The organism is Williamsia muralis (assembly GCF_051487485.1).
Lineage (GTDB): Bacteria > Actinomycetota > Actinomycetes > Mycobacteriales > Mycobacteriaceae > Williamsia > Williamsia muralis_B.
The window spans coordinates 234,869-252,031 of record NZ_JAHVCV010000002.1 but is presented as its reverse complement, the minus strand read 5'-3'; the positions used below and the strand labels follow the sequence as shown (position 1 = coordinate 252,031).

Here is a 17,163-nt window from a genome sequence, read left to right as displayed (position 1 = left end):
GGCCCGACGCTCGCGGTGGGGAAGAACGTCAGTCTTCGTCTTTGGCGTGCATCGTCGCGTCGGCGTAGCCGCGGCAGTAGTCCCAGGTGACGTACGCCTCTGGACTGGGGTCCACGGCCGGCTCGTGCGGTCGTACCGTGCCCTCGACCAGGAGCTGCAGCAGGTTCGCGCGCAGCATGTCCCAGTCGTGATAGTGGTCGAGCTGGCAGTCGTCGCACACGACGACAAGACCGCGGATCCCCTGGCGGTGCAGAAGTGCCTCGTAGACAGCGAGATCGGCGAGGTCTTCCTCGATCGCCATGCGTTCGTTTGCGTCCAGTGGCTCACCGGGTGGGGCGGCGTCCAGCGCCGCCGATGGGTCCCCTCGGGGATCGTCGGCGAACGGGTCCGGTGGCAGCCCCGGCGGCAGATGATCTCGCACGCTGACCACGGTAGTCAGCCTCACCCCACCGGCGCCAGTCTGTGCACCGCATGAATGAAAGATCGACGCCGGTTGGATGAACGATCCTCCTTCACATAGGTGAACGACTTGCCGGGCGTCAGGGCAGGACCCGACCGTTGAGTCGGCCCTCGATCAGGGCGACGCCCGGGGCTGGATGCGACGTCCTGAGGAGGTCCTACGAGCAGATAGGATGGACTCATCGAAATGACAACATGCCGATCCGAAGTGGAACAGGCCTGACCGGAATGAGCGTGCCCGGAATGAACAACCCGACAGCCGGCTCCGCCCAGGCACGAGGCCAGGTGTGGACCGGCGGCGACGACCCGAACAAGGTCGCCATGCTCGGCCTCACCTTTGACGACGTCCTGCTGTTGCCAGCGGCCTCCGACGTGATCCCGAGTGACGTGGACACCTCGTCGCAGCTGACCCGCGACATCACGTTGCGGGTGCCCCTGGTGAGCTCGGCGATGGACACCGTCACCGAATCCCGCATGGCCATCGCGATGGCCCGCGCCGGTGGGATGGGTGTGTTGCACCGCAATCTCTCGATCGAGAACCAGGCGGGGCAGGTGGAAACGGTCAAGCGGTCCGAGGCCGGCATGGTCACCGATCCGGTGACGTGCAGCCCGTCGAACACGCTGGCCGAGGTCGACGCGATGTGTGCGCGTTTCCGTATCTCGGGCCTGCCCGTCACCGACGACGCCGGCGAACTCGTCGGCATCATCACCAACAGGGACATGCGTTTCGAGGTCGATCAGAACCGGCCGGTCTCCGAGGTGATGACCAAGGCGCCACTGATCACCGCCCAGGAGGGTGTGTCCGCCGAAGCCGCGCTCGGCCTGCTGCGACGGCACAAGATCGAGAAGCTCCCGATCGTCGACGGTCACGGTCGCCTGACCGGTTTGATCACGGTGAAGGACTTCGTCAAGACAGAACAGCACCCCAATGCCACCAAGGATGCCGACGGGCGGCTGCTGGTCGGGGCCGCAGTGGGAACCGGTGGTGACCAGTGGGATCGGGCCATGGCGTTGTCGGATGCCGGGGTGGACGTGATCATCGTCGACACCGCGCACGCGCACAACCGTCTGGTCCTGGAGATGGTCAGCAAACTCAAGGCAGAGGTCGGCTCGAAGGTGCAGATCGTCGGCGGGAACGTCGCGACCCGTGCCGCCGCTGCCGCGCTGGTCGAGGCCGGTGCCGATGCGGTGAAGGTCGGGGTCGGGCCCGGTTCGATCTGCACCACCCGTGTGGTCGCCGGTGTGGGCGCCCCGCAGATCACGGCGGTCATGGAGGCAGTCGCAGTTTGCAAGCCGGCCGGGGTTCCGGTCATCGCCGACGGCGGGCTGCAGTTCTCTGGCGACATCGCCAAGGCGCTGGCTGCAGGGGCATCGACCGCGATGCTCGGCTCGCTGCTCGCCGGCACCGCGGAAGCCCCGGGCGAGCTGATCCTGGTGGGCGGCAAGCAGTTCAAGAGCTACCGGGGGATGGGCTCACTCGGCGCGATGCAGGGGCGCGGCCAGGCGAAGTCCTACTCGAAAGACCGCTACTTCCAGGACGATGTGCTCTCAGAAGAGAAACTCGTGCCCGAGGGCATCGAGGGACGAGTGCCTTTCCGTGGACCGCTCAACCAGGTGATCCATCAGCTGGGTGGCGGACTGCGTGCGGCGATGGGTTACACCGGCTCGAGCTCGATCGCCGACCTGCAGAACGCCCAGTTCGTCCAGATCACGGCGGCGGGTCTGAAAGAGAGCCATCCCCACGACATCACCATGACCGTCGAGGCGCCCAACTACACTTCCCGCTGAGTTCCCAAGGCGGCCGGCACCGATCAGTTTCGGGCAGGTCGATCCAGTTCGTGAACCGGTCTGTCGGTGCTCACCGATGCGGTTCTGTGTGCAGCAGTGACGAAAGGCACCCTCGTGCGTGATCATGTGGATATCGGGATGGGCCGTACCGCCCGTCGGACGTTCGAACTCAGCGACATCAACATCGTGCCGTCCCGGCGCACCCGCTCGTCGAAAGAGGTGTCGACCGCGTGGCAGCTCGACGCCTACCGGTTCGAGATCCCCATCCTGAGTCACCCCACGGATGCGCTCGTCTCGCCGCAGTCGGCTGTCGAACTGGGTCGGCACGGGGGTCTCGGCGTCCTCAACGGTGAAGGTCTCTGGGCCCGCCACCGCGATGTGGAGGCCAAGATCGCCGAGGTCGTGCGGATCGCCGAGGACGAGATCGATCCGACAGCGGCAGTACGCAAGCTGCAGGAGCTCCATGCGGCACCGATCGATCCGGACCTGCTCGGTCAGGCTGTGTCGTCGATTCGTGAGGCCGGCGTCACCACCGCGGTGCGGGTCAGCCCACAGAAGGCTGCCGAGCTCACACCGGTGCTGGTGGCAGCAGGGGTGGAGCTCCTGGTCATCCACGGCACGATCATCTCCGCCGAGCATGTCTCACAAGGGGATTCCGAACCGCTGAACCTCAAGACGTTCATCTCCGAACTGGACGTACCGGTGATCGCCGGTGGCGTGCACGACCACCGCACCGCCCTGCACCTGATGCGTACCGGTGCTGCCGCGGTGATCGTCGGTTACGGCTCCACCGCCGGGGCCACCACCACCGGGGAAGTCCTCGGGATAGGGGTTCCGATGGCCACGGCCATCGCCGATGCCGCGGCGGCCCGCCGCGACTACCTCGATGAAACCGGCGGTCGCTACGTCCACGTGATCGCCGACGGCGACATCCACAACTCCGGCGAGCTCGCCAAGGCGATCGCCTGCGGCGCCGACGCCGCCGTCCTGGGCACGCCTTTGGCTGCGGCAGCCTCAGCGCCCGGCCGTGGCTATTACTGGTCCGCCGCCGCCGCGCACCCGTCGATGCCCCGTGGCGCACTGCTGGCCGTGGCCGAGGACGGAGGCAGGCCGGATCTGCAGACCGTGTTGCACGGACCCACCGATGACCCGTTCGGACATCTCAACATCGTTGGCGCATTGCGGCGTTCGATGGCCAAGGCCGGTTACTCCGACCTCAAGGAGTTTCAAAAGGTCGGCCTGTCGGCCTGCGACTGACTACTGGCCTCTGGGTTTTCTCGAGCGAGAATTCGCCATACATTACCGGCCGGTAACGTACCAATGTACGATGGCGTGGTGTCTGTATCACGCGGTAACAGCTACTCCCAGCCCGAGCAGCCGGCCACTCGCGAAAAGCACGATTACGACGTATTGATCGTCGGATCGGGCTTCGGTGGGAGTGTCAGCGCCCTACGACTGGTCGAGAAGGGCTACAAGGTCGGCGTCGTCGAAGCGGGCCGGCGGTACGCCGACGACCAGTTCGCCAAAACCAGCTGGCGACTGCACAAGTGGCTGTGGGCCCCCAAGCTCGGGATGTTCGGCATCCAACGCATCCATCTGCTCAAAGACGTGATGGTGATGGCCGGTGCGGGCGTCGGCGGCGGATCGCTGAACTACGCCAACACTCTCTACAAACCGCCGACCCCGTTCTTCCGGGATCCGCAGTGGGAGCACATCACCGACTGGGAGAGCGAGCTGTCGCCGTACTACGACCAGGCCAGCCGCATGCTCGGTGTGGTCAGCACCCCCATCGTCACCCACGCCGACCGCGTCATGCGGCAAGTCGCCGACGAGATGGGGGTGGGGGACACCTTCGGGCCAACCCCGGTAGGCGTGTTCTTCGGTGAGAAGTCCGGTGGCACAGGAACTCCGGGTGAGCGCGTGGCCGATCCGTACTTCGGCGGCGCAGGCCCCGACCGGACGGTGTGTGTCGAGTGTGGCGCCTGCATGACCGGATGCCGGTACGGCGCAAAGAACACCCTGCTGAAGAACTACCTCGGTCTGGCCGAATCACGCGGGGCGACGATTCTCGACCGCACCACGGTCACCGGGCTGGATCCGCAGGCAGACGGCAGCTGGAAGGTGCACACGGCTCGGTCGGCGGCGTGGGGCCGGATCGGCGCCCGTCGCAGGACCCTGACCGCGGGTCAGGTGATCGTCGCCGCCGGTACGTTCAACACGCAGAAGATCATGCATCTGGCCAAGGACAGGGGTTCGCTGCCAGAGCTTTCCGAAACGCTGGGTGTGCTGACCCGCACCAACTCCGAATCGATCTTGGGTGCGATGCGCCGTTCCTACGACCCGGCGCAGGATTTCTCCGAGGGCATCGCGATCACCTCGTCCTTCCACCCATCGCCCGACACACACATCGAACCAGTCCGATATGGCAAGGGCTCCAACGCCATTGCGGCGCTGCAGACATTCCTCACCGACGACAAGCCGGGTCGGTCGAGGCGGCTCAAGCTGCTCGACAAGGCCCGCGAAGAGGGCTGGCGGGGCGTTCTGCAGCTGATCTGGTTGCGGCATTGGAGTCAGCGCACGGTGATCCTGCTGGTGATGCAGAACCGGAACAACTCGCTCACCACCTTCGTGAAGAAGTTCGGGCCGTGGCGTCTGGTCACCACCAAACAGGGCCACGGGGAACCCAACCCCACGTGGATCCCTGCGGGCAACGAAGCCACCGAGCGTGCGGCGAAACAATTCGACGGTCTGCCCGGCGGAACCTGGGGAGATGTGTTCAACATGCCGCTCACCGCTCACTACCTCGGTGGGTGTGTGATCTCCGACAGTCCCGACACCGGTGTGATCGACCCCTACCATCGGGTGTGGAACTACCCGACCCTGCACATCACCGACGGTGCGGCCATCTCGGCGAACCTGGGCGTGAATCCCTCGCTGTCGATCTGTGCCCAGGCCGAGCGCGCAATTGCGTTGTGGCCCAACAAGGGTGAGCATGACGTCCGGCCGCCGCAGGGGCAACCCTACGAGCGGATCTCGCCGACGCCGCCCAAGGCGCCGGTGGTTCCGGCGGATGCGCCCGGTGCGCTCCGGCTGCCACTGACGGTGATCACCAAGACCGACGGTGTGAGCGCCTGAGTGCCGACCTCGTCCGCTTGCGGGTGCGGCGGGCCCGACCCCGGCCGGGTTTAGACTGACAGGCGTGGCAGACAGCGAAAATACAGGTGTGGAATCAGCGGCTCCGCGACCGGTTCTGGTGGTCGATTTCGGGGCGCAATACGCCCAGCTGATCGCGCGTCGCGTGCGTGAGGCCCGGATCTACTCCGAGGTGATCCCCCATACCGCCGACCTGGACGAGATCAAGGCGAAGAATCCCGTCGCGCTGATCCTGTCCGGGGGACCTGCGTCGGTCTATGCCGACGACGCCCCGGGAATCGACGGCGATCTGTTCGACCTCGGCGTTCCGGTGTTCGGGATCTGTTATGGATATCAGGCCATGGCGAATGCGCTGGGCGGAGTCGTGGCCAACACCGGCGGGCGCGAGTTCGGTCGCACCACGTTGACCAACGAGGGCGGCGTGCTGCACTCGGGCACCCCGGCCCAACAGCCGGTGTGGATGAGCCACAACGACGCGGTCCAGGAACCGCCGCCCGGGTTCGAGGTCACCGCTTCGACGGCGGGCGCCCCGGTCGCCGCGTTCGAGAGCATCGAACGCCAGATGGCCGGCGTGCAGTACCACCCCGAGGTGATGCACACACCGTACGGGCAACAGATCCTCACCCGGTTCCTGCATGAGGTCGCCGACCTCAAGCCCACCTGGACCGCGGCGAACATCGCCGATGCGCTTGTGGAGCAGGTCCGTCAACAGATCGGTGACGGCACCGCCATCTGCGGTCTGTCCGGCGGTGTCGACTCGGCGGTGGCTGCTGCGCTGGTACAGCGGGCCATCGGAGATCGGCTGACCTGTGTCTTCGTCGACCACGGATTGCTGCGGGCCGGCGAACGCGAGCAGGTTCAGCAGGACTTCGTGGCCGCCACCGGTGCTCGTCTGGTGACGGTTGACGCCGAGAAGACGTTCCTGCGTGAGTTGGCAGGCGTCAGTGATCCGGAGACCAAGCGCAAGATCATCGGCCGCGAGTTCATCCGTGCCTTCGAAGGAGCGGTGAGCGATGTGCTCGGCGATCGTGCAGCCGAAGGGGAGAAGGTCGACTTCCTCGTCCAGGGCACCTTGTACCCCGACGTCGTGGAGTCGGGCGGCGGAACCGGTACGGCGAACATCAAGAGTCATCACAACGTCGGTGGTCTGCCGGAGGATCTCGAGTTCAGCTTGGTGGAGCCACTGCGCCTGCTGTTCAAAGACGAGGTCCGGGCTGTCGGGCGTGAGTTGGGTCTGCCGGAGGAGATCGTCGGACGCCAGCCCTTCCCGGGTCCGGGTCTGGCGATCCGTATCGTCGGCGAGGTCACCGCAGACCGTCTCGAACTCCTCAGAAAGGCCGATCTGATCACCCGCGAGGAACTGACCTCCGCCGGTTTGGATCACCAGATCTGGCAGTGTCCGGTGGTTCTGCTCGCCGACGTGCGCAGCGTGGGTGTACAGGGCGACGGCCGCACGTACGGCCATCCGATCGTGTTGCGTCCGGTGTCGAGTGAAGATGCGATGACGGCCGACTGGACGCGCATTCCTTACGAGGTGCTCGAACAGATCTCGACTCGGATCACCAACGAGGTGCCTGAGGTGAATCGGGTGGTACTCGACGTCACCAGCAAGCCCCCTGGCACCATCGAATGGGAATAGGTTCGCTGCCGTGCCTATAGGCGCGGCGCGTTCCATTCGTCGGCGTGAATGAATAGTTTCACTCCCGTATGGGCTTTTCCCGTCCATTTGCTCTGAATCGGATGTCCGGCTTTCTTTCAAAGCTGCCACCAGCACGCATTTCGATGATTGATTTGTGCCTGCCTATTGTGAACATGCTGTCGCATCAATCAGGGGCATCGCCAGGACAACCCTGTTACGTCTCCATGCTACGTTTGCAAAAGTAATGGTGAGTGCGAGCGGGGTCGTATCACCGAATTGTAGAATCGACCTCGTTTGTGAATTCACCATTCGGGCAACTAGGTGAAGTACATGGTTCACATGTGGGACACAACACGTTTGTGTTGGGTGTCCACGAACAGGTTAGGGGCATTCACATGGCGATCATGAGCGGCAACAATTCGGTCAAAGAACGTTGGTCTCTTCTTCGAATCGAAGACCATGACCACATTGCATCGGATTCGAAACACTGGAATTTCAACACCCATTACTACCCATTCATCGAGCGGTCGCTGCAAGGACGAGCAGCGTCGGTGCTCGACGTCGGATCGGGCGAGGGAATGCTGACCCGACTTCTACATCGATCCATACCGCAGGTGGTCGGGATCGACTGCGATGAGGCGAGCGTCGACATGGCGGCGGCGAAGTCGGACGACATCGACTACATCTGTGGTGACGTCCTCAGCCATCCGTTCGAACCGGAGTCCTTCGATGCGGTCGTCTCGGTTGCGACACTGCATCACATGGATCCCCGCCAGGGCCTGCGGCGCATGGGAGAACTCATCCGCCCTGGCGGAACACTTGTCGTGGTCGGCTGTGCGGGCAGTGAAGGTCTACGCGATCGTGCGTTGGATTACGTGTCCATCGTGGCCGCGGGCGCCGCAGTGGCACGGCGAAACGTGTGGAAACAGCCGTCGCCCATTGTGTGGCCGCCACCGGTCTCGTATCGGGAAATGCGCACCCATGCGTCTGAGCTCCTGCCCGGATCACGTTTTCGGCGGGAATTGCTCTACCGCTATTCGATTACGTGGACAAAGCCGCTGTCACGGTGAACGACGCATCGATCCGGCCGCTGCTGCGCGGCCGGATCGATGCGAATACTGCTAGCTGGTCGTTTCGTGCTCGGACACCCCGGGCAGCTTTTTCTTGTCTCTTCCTCCGCTGAAGATCAGGATGAGTCCCACCCCGACAGCAACGGCGAGCGCGATCCACATCGTCGAATCCGAACCGTTGAGTTCGGGGCCGCCCGCGATGGCCCACAAGGCCACCAATAGTCCGGCAATTCCGGTCACGGCTTGAAATGGTGCGAACTTAGTCACGGATGACCTCCACATTTCCGATTTTCGAATGGGCGTCGATTGTCAGCACCGGACCTTGGGATCCATCAGGTCCGCCCTCGAGACCTTCTGGGCATTTGACCTCTCCGATGGCCACTTCACAATCGGCGCGCAGGTTCATGTTCTCGGGCGCGATGATCTTGAAGTCGCCAACACCCATGTCGATCGTCACCTTCTTGTCGGCGTCGAGTTCGAGTGCGGTGAGGTCGAGTCGTGCCGAACCCATCGTCAGGGAGTACTCGTCCTGGAGATCGGCGACCGAGAGCGGCTTCCAATCGCGGTCACCGATGCCGCCCTCGGGCAGGTTCACGTTGCCGATCACCGTGGCGACCACCACGAACCCGGCGAGGGGAATGGCGATCGGGATCAGGCCACCGCCCTTGCGGACGAATGCTCCGATGACCAACCCGCCGGCGACCACGGCCAACGCGATGGCTCCGACCCGTGCCGGACCGAACCAATCCACCTCCGTGCCGATCGCCGCCGCGACCGCTGCGACGATGACCGCGATACCGAGCACCACAGGGGTGAAGCGTGACGACGGTGTGCGCTCCACCGGCGACGACGGCTCTGGCAGATCCCAGGCGAAAGGTGCCGCACCCAGTGGGTCCCACGAAGGTGGGGTCGGGAGGGGCGGTTCGGCATCGGAGTCCGCCTCCTCACCATCAGTCGTCTGCGTTGCGTCGGCCGCCGTCGCCGGAGGGTCCTCCTTGAGCCAGGCGCGGGGAGTCCAGCTCTGGAAGTGCCCGCCCGCAGCAGGGCTGTGCACACCTGTGGCGGTCTGCCACCACGAACCGCCTGCGGTGACCGGATCGCCGGCAGCCTGTTGCCCCAAAGTGTCGGCGCTCGTACCGGGCTCGGGGACCGGTGTGCGCTGGTAGAGCAACCACCAGCCCAGCATCATCAGCGCCAGGCCGAAGAGACCACCACTGCTCCACGCAAGATGGGGCCCGGCGATCAGGGCCACGACGGCCACGACGGCCACCGCGACAACGGTCGGAGGGTGGGATGAGGCATGACGCATTCCATGCCGAAAGCGTTTGGGGCGCATCGCCGTTTCCGGAGACGACTGTGCAGGAGCGCCCTCGGGCAGCACGATCCACGCAGCGATGTAGAGCAGGATGCCTGCACCGCCGAACAACGCCGAGACGATGAACGCCACCTTCACGAGCGTGGGGTCGACCTTGTACCGGACACCGATCCCGGTGCACACGCCGCCGATCGTCGAACCCGAGGCTGCACGTGCCGGGCGCGTTTGCCACATGTTCTGCAGTACTTCGGCATTGATGGTGGGACTGGATGCAGCATTCATGGTCGAGCTCCGCTTCGTCTTCGGGACATCTCCGCTCATGCGTTCAATACTGATCTCGGGTCGGGCACCGCACCATCGGGATTCACCCTGATCTGCTCCCTGGAATCACATCTGGGGATTGTCCCTGATGTGTGCGACCGCGGGCGCGTGCCACTATCGACTGGTGCCAACAGTCGAACGTGTCCACCGCCGCGATGGTGGCCGTGTCATCGGCGGAGTCGCCGGAGGCGTGGCCGACCACCTCGGAGTGGACGCCTTCCGGGTGCGCGTGGTGTTCGTCGTGCTCAGCGCACTGGCCGGGGCCGGCGTGTGCGCCTACGGTCTGCTCTGGTTCATGTGCCCCCCGGGTACCGACACCGAACCGCCCACCTCTTCCGAACGGCGGCAGGGAATCGGCCTGGCGATCGTCGGCGTGGTCGCAGTGGTGTCCGTGGGGTTCGTGGCCTCAGGCACTCCCGCGCAGTTCCTCATCCCGCTGGTGGTGGTGGCGGTCGGCGCATCGCTCGTCTGGCGCGAACTCGATTCGACATGGAGGCCCAGGTCCGCGTCGGCCCGGGCGATCACCTGGACCCGAATCGCCGGTGGCGCAACGCTGGTGGTGATCGGCCTTGTGGTGGTGGTGCTGGCCGGGAACAACCGGATCGGCGGGTTGAGCACCACGTTGCTGGCCGTCGCCGCGACGGTACTGGGTGTGCTGCTGCTGACGATCCCGTTGTGGTTGCGGATGGCCCGGATGCTGGGTGCCGAGCGCGCCGCACGCATCCGCAATGCCGAACGGGAAGAGATCGCGGCGCACCTCCACGATTCCGTGCTGCAGACCTTGGCGCTCATCCAGAAGCGGTCGGGACATGCCGAAGAAGTGCAACGCCTGGCGCGGAGCCAGGAACGTGAGCTGCGTCGCTACCTGTTCGAAGGTGAAGGGCAGCAGAGCGATTCGCTGACCACCGCACTCAAGGCCGTGGCCGCCGAGGTCGAAGACCACTACGGCGTGGAAGTCGAGGTGGTGACCGTCGGCGACGTCACGGCCGATGATCCCTCGTGGAGCGGCGATCACCGTCGATGGGCTGCGCTGATCGCGGCGACGCGAGAGGCACTTGTCAACGCCGCCAAACACTCCGGGGAACGCTCGGTTGATGTGTACGCCGAGGTGGAGAGCTCGCAGGTGGAGGTGTTCGTCCGCGACCGTGGCGTCGGCTTCGACCCCGACCAGGTACCAGAAGATCGCCGCGGGGTGTCGGGGTCGATCAAAGCGCGGGTGCAGCGGCACGGCGGTAGCGTTGAGATCAAGTCGACCGCCGGTCGAGGGGTCGATGTCCGGATGTCGATGCCGCGTGGCGACGAGACGCCGGTGGTCACGGACCTCGGTGAGGACGCCGGTTCCGAATCGGGTGCGGTGAATTGAGAGAGTTGGGGCGATGACCGGCCGAAGTGAGCCATACCGGGTGTTTCTGGTGGACGACCACGGTGTCTTCCGCTCTGGCGTACGAGCGGAATTGGCCTCGGAGACCGACATGGCCGTGGTCGGGGAGGCAGGCGCGGTCGCCGAAGCGATCGCGGGCATCCTCCAGTCGTCACCGGACGTGGTGTTGCTCGATGTGCACATGCCTGCCGGTGGAGGGATCGCGGTGCTGCGTGGTGTCGCCGATGCCGCACCGCAGAAGTCACCCGTCTTCCTGGCGCTGAGTGTGTCCGATGCCGCCGAAGATGTCATCGCCACCATTCGCGCGGGTGCCCGCGGTTATGTCACCAAGACGATCGGGGGCTCGGAATTGGCCGACTCCGTGCGTCGTGTCGCCGACGGGGACGCCGTGTTCAGTCCGCGACTGGCCGGATTCGTGCTCGATTCGTTCACCGGGAAATCGCCCGTGCCGGAACCACATCTGGATCCCGAACTCGATTCGCTGACACCGCGCGAGATGGAGGTCCTGCGGTTGCTTGCCCGGGGGTTCACGTATCGGGAAATCGCCGAGGATCTCGTGATCTCCATCAAGACGGTGGAGACCCACGCGTCCAATGTTCTGCGCAAGACCCAGCAGTCCAATCGCAACGCACTCACCAGGTGGGCCGCAAACCGGCACATCAGCTAGTGCCGACGCGCGGCCGTGTGCGCGGCGCACTGGTTCGAACCGGTGCGTAGCGCTCGAGACGACGCGAGGTCTAGCGGACCAGTGCGATGAGGGTGACCGCGATGGCGGCGAGCACCACAAATGCCAGGAACACCGCAGCCGCGAGAGCGGCGTGGCGGGGCGGAGTCTTCTCGGGTTGTTGGTCGAATCCAGAGAACGCCGGCCGTGAATGCTGGGTGACCTGCCACGACTCGCCGACACCCGAGGTCGGGTGGGCCCGTCCGGCAGTGGCCGGTCCCGGAGCTGCCGGGAGGCCTGACTCGGTGGTGGTCGGGATGCGCCGGGTGGGTGGCCGCGGGGGGAGGGGCGCGGTTCGTCGATCCAGCGGACTGGTGAGGATCTGCGCGGTGTTGCCGGCATCGCCCGCGGCGATCTGGGCAAGCCGATCGCGGATCCCGGCCATCGTCGGCCGACGGGTCGGACTCGGCTCGAGCATGGCGAGCAGAGCGCCCTCGAGGGCACCGGCCCGCTGGGGCCGGATGATCTCGCCGCGGGCGACCTTGTGCAGCAGCACCAGGGAGTTCTCGTCGAGCCCGAACGGCGGCTGACCTTCCACGCAGGTGTAGAGGGTGGAGCCGAGCGAGTAGACGTCGGAGGCCTCCGACGGATCCTCGCCGCGGGCGACCTCCGGTGCGAAGTACGCCGGGGTACCGGTGATCACACCGGTCTGGGTGAGCTGCACATCGTCCTTGGACCGCGAGATCCCGAAGTCGGTCAGCTTCACCAGCCCGGCGTTGCGTCCTTCTGCGATGAGGATGTTGCCCGGCTTGATGTCGCGGTGCATGATGCCTGCGTTGTGGGCCTCGGCCATGGCGTCGGCCACCTGGGCACCGATCTGGGCCACCTGTTTGACGGGCATGGTGCCGGTTTGATGAAGGATTTCGGCGATGCTGCGCGAGGGCAGGTACTCCATCACCAACCAGGGTTCACCGGCGTCGAGTGCCACATCGTGCATGGCGATGGCGTTGCGATGACTCAGCCGGGCCGCGATCCGACCCTCGCGCATGGCTCGCTGACGCATCTCGGCCGCGGAGTCCTCGGTCATGCCGGCCACCGACAACACCTGCTTGATGGCGACCTGCCGGTCGAGGAGGGTGTCGTGTGCCAGCCAGACGGCGCCCATGCCACCGCCACCGATCTTCGAGCGCAGACGGTACCGCCCGGCAACCAGGTAATCGGGGCCGGGAACGCGGTAGGAAGAGGCGCTCATTGGTCTGACCTTAGTGGACTCCTGAGACTGGAGTGGGTGGTGTGCCGGGCGAGGACGACTCGCCCGGACGACGCGCCGAGGCGTATTGACGCTTGTCGGAGTGCTGACCTACATTCGAAAAGAATCGAAAATGTGTTCGAGTCAGACCGGTGGTTGCAACTTCCCTGCGCCACTTCCCCCTTGGTGGGGAGTATGGACAGGGGTGCGATGCAGACCATGGAGACAGCTCCGGACAAGGCGCAGAAGCTGGCGATGTTGCGGCAGACCCTCGCTGCTGCCACCACTCGATCAAAGCCCGAATCCGTTGTGCCACAAAGACAGATGTCGGCGGTTGTCAATGAGCAGGAGAAGTACACCGACCGCGAGAGGCTGGCTGTCCCGCCGGCTCTCGAACGGGTGCTCCCCGGTGCCGGGCTGATCCGTGGTCAGGTGTTGGCCCTGGAGGGTGCGCGGTCGTTGCTGTTGTCGCTGATCGCACAGGTCAGTGCCGACGGCGGTCATGTGGCAGTCATCGGTCAGCCGCAGCTGTGTCTGCTCGCGGCGGTCGAGATGGGGGCCGACCTGTCCCGGATCGCGGTGATACCCGACCCCGGGCCGGATCCGGTGGAGATCGCCGCGGTGCTGCTCGATGGACTCGACCTGGTGGTGGTGGGCCTCGGTGGTATCTCGGTGCCACCCTCGCGCAGCCGGGTGGTGATGGCCCGCGCTCGTAGCAAGGGGGCGGTGCTGGTGGTCACCGACGGCACGTGGTCGGGAGCGCATGTGAAGTTGCAGTCGCGGGTCTGTGCGTACCGGCATCAGCCCACCGCCCATCAGCCTTCCGCTGTGCGGCGTGGTTACGGCCGACTCGGGGGTGTCTCACTCGCGGTCCGTTCACACGGACGCGGATTCGCCGGAGCCGATACCCGGCTGGACGTGGTGCATTGCGGCGACCGGGTGCAGCTCGTCGATGTGGTCGACTCCCAGAGCAATTCGTACGATGCTCCTGCGCTGCCGGTGGCGTTGTAGATGAGTGATCGGGTGTTCGGGGTCTGGTGTCCGGATTGGCCGGCGGTCGCCGCGGCGGCAGAGATGGATCTGTCGCCGGATCGTCCGGTTGCGGTACTGCGGTCCGGCCGTGTGATCGCCTGTTCTGCCGCGGCACGTGCGGTGGGGGTGCGGCGGGAGATGCGCAAACGCGATGCCCAGGCGCGGTGCCCCCAGCTGACCGTGACAGATGCGGACGAGGGACGTGATGCCCGGTTGTTCGAACCGGTGGCCGCCGCCGTCGCCGAACTGATACCGATGGTCGAGGTGTTGCGGCCGGGACTTCTGGTGCTGCCCGCCCGTGGGGTTGCGCGTTATTTCGGTGGTGAAGAGGCGGCGGCCGAAAAACTCACCGACGTGGTGTCTGCCTGTGGCATCGAATCCCAGGTGGGTATCGCCGACGAACTCTTCACGGCGATCATCGCTGCTCGGCACGGCAAGGTGGTACCTCCCGGCGAGGGCGCCGAGTTCCTTGCGCCACTGCGTATCTCGCAATTGGCGGTGGAGCCCAGCATGTGTGCCGACGATCGGCCTGCCCTGGTCGACCTGCTGTGGCGGATGGGGCTTCGAACCATCGGCGCCTTTGCCGAACTGTCGTCCACCGATGTCGCCACCCGCTTCGGGGCGGACGCGATCTTCGCGCACCGCACCGCTCGGGCATTGCCGCAACGCCCGCCGTCAGGGCAGGCGCCGCCACCGGACCTGGTCGTCGAACATCGCTGCGACCCACCGGTGGACCGTGTCGATGCAGCCGCCTTCATCGGCAGGCGACTGTCCGCCCAGCTGCACGATGTGCTGGCCGCGGCGTCGGTGGCCTGCACGCGGCTCACCGTGCAGGCCACCACCGAAAGCGGTCGTGAGTACTCCCGCACCTGGCGCTGCGCACAGCCGCTGACTCCCGACGCAACAGCTGACCGGATCCGCTGGCAATTGGAGGGGTGGCTTTCCGGCCGCAGCGCCGCCGACCGCCCTGATGGGCCGGTGGTGATGTTGCGTCTCGATCCGGTGGAGGTGATCGGCTCGGGCGCGATGCAACTCGGGCTCACGGGCGGGGGATTGGCCGGAGGAGACGGAGAAGTGGCCGAACGGGTGCGCCGAGCGCTGGTGCGGGTGCAGGGGTTGCTGGGAGGCGAACGCGTGCAGGTTCCGGTACGCAGTGGTGGCCGTGGGCCCGGGCAGCAGATCACCCTGGTACCCCTCGGGGACGAATTGGTGGCACAGGCCGACCCGGATGCCCCCTGGCCGGGACAATTGCCGGGACCGTCGCCCTCGGTGCTGCCGATGGCGCCGGTGACCCTTCTCGACGCCGAGGACTCCCCGGTACAGGTCACTGCCCGCGGCAGTTTCAGCGCCGATCCGGCCAGTCTGACCTGGGGCCGGCGCAGTTGGTCGTTGAGCTGGTGGGCGGGCCCGTGGGCCACCGACGAACGGTGGTGGGCCGCGGGGCCGGGTGATGATGGCGGTGGCGTTGATGTGCATGTCGGGACATACGCCAGAGCGCAAGTGCTGCTGGAGGATTCACGAGCTCTGTTGCTGCATTACCAAGATGGGCAGTGGACCGTCGAAGGTGTGTACGAATGACGCACGGTACGCCGCGCGGCGGATGTGCGGCCTTGTTTCACCCAGGGTGACGAGAACACTTGGACAGTCGGTCGTTCCCGACTTCGATGGCAGCGAGCGCCTTCCGGCGCCCTCTCGACACCCGAAGGACCTGATACCGATGAGTCGTCAACTGCACCTGGGCGGATTCCTGATCGCCTCGCCCGTCACCCATTCCCATGCCGCATGGAGGCACCCGGGCTCCACAACGGAATTCTTCTCGCCCGAGCACTATCACCGTGTCGGCCGCATCCTCGAGCGCGGCAAGTTCGACTTCGCGTTCTTCGCGGATCTGCTGGCCGCCCCCTTGCGTTTCGGTGCAGATCAGTCCGAACCACTGCGTCGTGGCACCCAGGCCGCCGCGACACTCGATCCATCCGTTGTCGCCGCCAGCATCGCCGCGGTCACCAGCAATCTGGGCATCGCGATCACCAAGTCCACCACCTACTTCCACCCGTACGAACTGGCTCGGGTCTTCGGCTCCCTCGACCACATATCCCGCGGCCGGGTGGCATGGAACATCGTCACATCCCTGACCCAGGCCGAAGCGCTCAACTTCGGTTTCGACCAGCACGTGGCACACGATGAGCGGTATCTGCGAGCCGAGGAGTTCGTGCAGACCGCAGTGGAGCTGTGGTCGGCGTGGGACGAGGACGCCGTTGTCGCGGACAAGGCGAGCGGGGTGTGGGCCGATGCGGACAAGGTTCGTCCGGTCGACCACGACGGCCGGTACTACCGCACCCGCGGCCCGCTGAACCAGCCGAGATCACCCCAGCATCGACCGGTGCTCATCCAGGCCGGATCGTCCTCCACCGGAAGGGATTTTGCGGCCCGCTGGGCCGAAGCAATCTTCGAGATCGACCCGACGCCGGAAGGACGCCGGGCCTACTACGACGACGTCAAGTCACGTGTGGTGGACGTGGGCCGCAATCCCGACCATGTCAAGATCCTGCCCTCGTTCATCCCGTTCATCGGCGAGACCGAATCGATCGCCCGGGAGAAGCAGGCGTTCCACAACGAACTCGCAGATCCGATCTCGGGCCTGATCACATTGTCGGTGCACACCGACCACGACTTCTCGCAGTACGACCTCGACGCCCCACTGGAAGACATCTCCGTCTCCGGAACGCAGGGACTGTTCGATGTGGCGAGGCGTCTGAGTGAACGGGACAGCCTGACCCTCCGCGACATCGGAAAGCTCTACGCGCAGGGAGTACTGCTGCCGCAATTCGTGGGTACCGCTTCCGATGTGGCCGATCAGATCGAGGCCGGGTTCACCGGGGGAGAAGCCGATGGCTACATCGTCTCCACGGCCCAGACACCGGGAACCTTCAACGACTTCGTCGACTATGTGGTCCCCGAGCTCCAGCGTCGCGGGCTGTTCCGCACGGAGTACCAGGGCAGCACATTGCGCGAGAACCTTGGGCTGGGGCATCCGGACGAAGACCTGCCCGCAGACATCCGCGAGCGGTCACTGGTGCCTGCTGCAGGCTGAC

Annotated in this window: 14 protein-coding genes; 10 read left to right on the top strand and 4 right to left on the bottom strand. The window is 65.6% G+C overall.

Annotation, left to right across the window (positions count from 1 at the left end; genetic code table 11):
- Positions 1-28 precede the first annotated feature (28 nt).
- Entirely contained in the window at positions 29-421 is a 393-nt protein-coding gene (locus tag KXR83_RS04445) for a DUF5319 domain-containing protein (protein ID WP_023962030.1), read from the bottom strand.
- A gap of 281 nt (positions 422-702) precedes the next feature.
- Between KXR83_RS04445 and guaB the strand changes: the two genes are divergently transcribed.
- The 5 genes from guaB to KXR83_RS04420 all read left to right on the top strand — a co-directional run bounded on the left by guaB (position 703) and on the right by KXR83_RS04420 (position 8,109).
- Positions 703-2,247 (top strand): IMP dehydrogenase, encoded by a 1,545-nt coding sequence (guaB, locus tag KXR83_RS04440; protein WP_437423765.1) that lies wholly within the window; start codon positions 703-705, stop codon positions 2,245-2,247.
- 114 nt (positions 2,248-2,361) lie between these two features.
- Positions 2,362-3,504, top strand: coding sequence for a GuaB3 family IMP dehydrogenase-related protein (locus tag KXR83_RS04435; RefSeq protein ID WP_437423764.1), 1,143 nt, complete (start codon positions 2,362-2,364; stop codon positions 3,502-3,504).
- Positions 3,505-3,657: 153 nt separating this feature from the next.
- On the top strand, positions 3,658-5,382 hold the full coding sequence (locus KXR83_RS04430) for a GMC family oxidoreductase N-terminal domain-containing protein (RefSeq protein WP_437424439.1): 1,725 nt from the start codon (positions 3,658-3,660) through the stop codon (positions 5,380-5,382).
- A 64-nt stretch (positions 5,383-5,446) separates the two neighbouring features.
- Complete coding sequence (gene guaA, locus KXR83_RS04425) at positions 5,447-7,039, top strand: glutamine-hydrolyzing GMP synthase (protein WP_437423763.1); 1,593 nt, start codon at positions 5,447-5,449, stop codon at positions 7,037-7,039.
- 404 nt (positions 7,040-7,443) lie between these two features.
- Positions 7,444-8,109, top strand: coding sequence for a class I SAM-dependent methyltransferase (locus KXR83_RS04420; protein ID WP_437423762.1), 666 nt, complete (start codon positions 7,444-7,446; stop codon positions 8,107-8,109).
- Between the two features lie 51 nt (positions 8,110-8,160).
- On the opposite strand, the gene KXR83_RS04415 is transcribed toward KXR83_RS04420, so the two are convergent.
- Positions 8,161-8,349 (bottom strand): hypothetical protein, encoded by a 189-nt coding sequence (locus KXR83_RS04415; RefSeq protein WP_062800026.1) that lies wholly within the window; start codon positions 8,347-8,349, stop codon positions 8,161-8,163.
- A gap of 19 nt (positions 8,350-8,368) precedes the next feature.
- Positions 8,369-9,706, bottom strand: a complete 1,338-nt coding sequence (locus KXR83_RS04410; RefSeq protein WP_437423761.1) for a PspC domain-containing protein — start codon at positions 9,704-9,706, stop codon at positions 8,369-8,371.
- Between the two features lie 163 nt (positions 9,707-9,869).
- On the opposite strand from KXR83_RS04410, the gene KXR83_RS04405 reads away from it, so the two are divergent.
- Together KXR83_RS04405 and KXR83_RS04400 are read left to right on the top strand one after the other, a co-directional pair.
- Positions 9,870-11,108, top strand: a complete 1,239-nt coding sequence (locus tag KXR83_RS04405) for an ATP-binding protein (RefSeq protein ID WP_437423760.1) — start codon at positions 9,870-9,872, stop codon at positions 11,106-11,108.
- 13 nt (positions 11,109-11,121) lie between these two features.
- The gene (locus tag KXR83_RS04400) at positions 11,122-11,793 is read left to right on the top strand and encodes a response regulator (protein WP_437423759.1); all 672 of its coding nucleotides are present in this window, start codon (positions 11,122-11,124) and stop codon (positions 11,791-11,793) included.
- Between the two features lie 70 nt (positions 11,794-11,863).
- Here the strand turns inward: KXR83_RS04400 and KXR83_RS04395 are convergent, their stop codons facing one another.
- The gene (locus tag KXR83_RS04395; RefSeq protein ID WP_437423758.1) at positions 11,864-13,042 is read right to left on the bottom strand and encodes a serine/threonine-protein kinase; all 1,179 of its coding nucleotides are present in this window, start codon (positions 13,040-13,042) and stop codon (positions 11,864-11,866) included.
- 207 nt (positions 13,043-13,249) lie between these two features.
- On the opposite strand from KXR83_RS04395, the gene KXR83_RS04390 reads away from it, so the two are divergent.
- The 3 genes from KXR83_RS04390 (at position 13,250) to KXR83_RS04380 (ending at position 17,162) form a co-directional block, all read left to right on the top strand.
- Positions 13,250-14,050, top strand: a complete 801-nt coding sequence (locus KXR83_RS04390; RefSeq protein WP_437423757.1) for a hypothetical protein — start codon at positions 13,250-13,252, stop codon at positions 14,048-14,050.
- Positions 14,051-15,649 (top strand): DNA polymerase Y family protein, encoded by a 1,599-nt coding sequence (locus KXR83_RS04385; protein WP_437423756.1) that lies wholly within the window; start codon positions 14,051-14,053, stop codon positions 15,647-15,649. It begins immediately after the preceding gene.
- A 139-nt stretch (positions 15,650-15,788) separates the two neighbouring features.
- Positions 15,789-17,162 carry an LLM class flavin-dependent oxidoreductase gene (locus KXR83_RS04380; RefSeq protein ID WP_030171128.1) on the top strand — a complete coding sequence of 458 codons (1,374 nt, stop codon included), beginning with the start codon at positions 15,789-15,791 and terminating at the stop codon, positions 17,160-17,162.
- Position 17,163 lies beyond the last annotated feature (1 nt).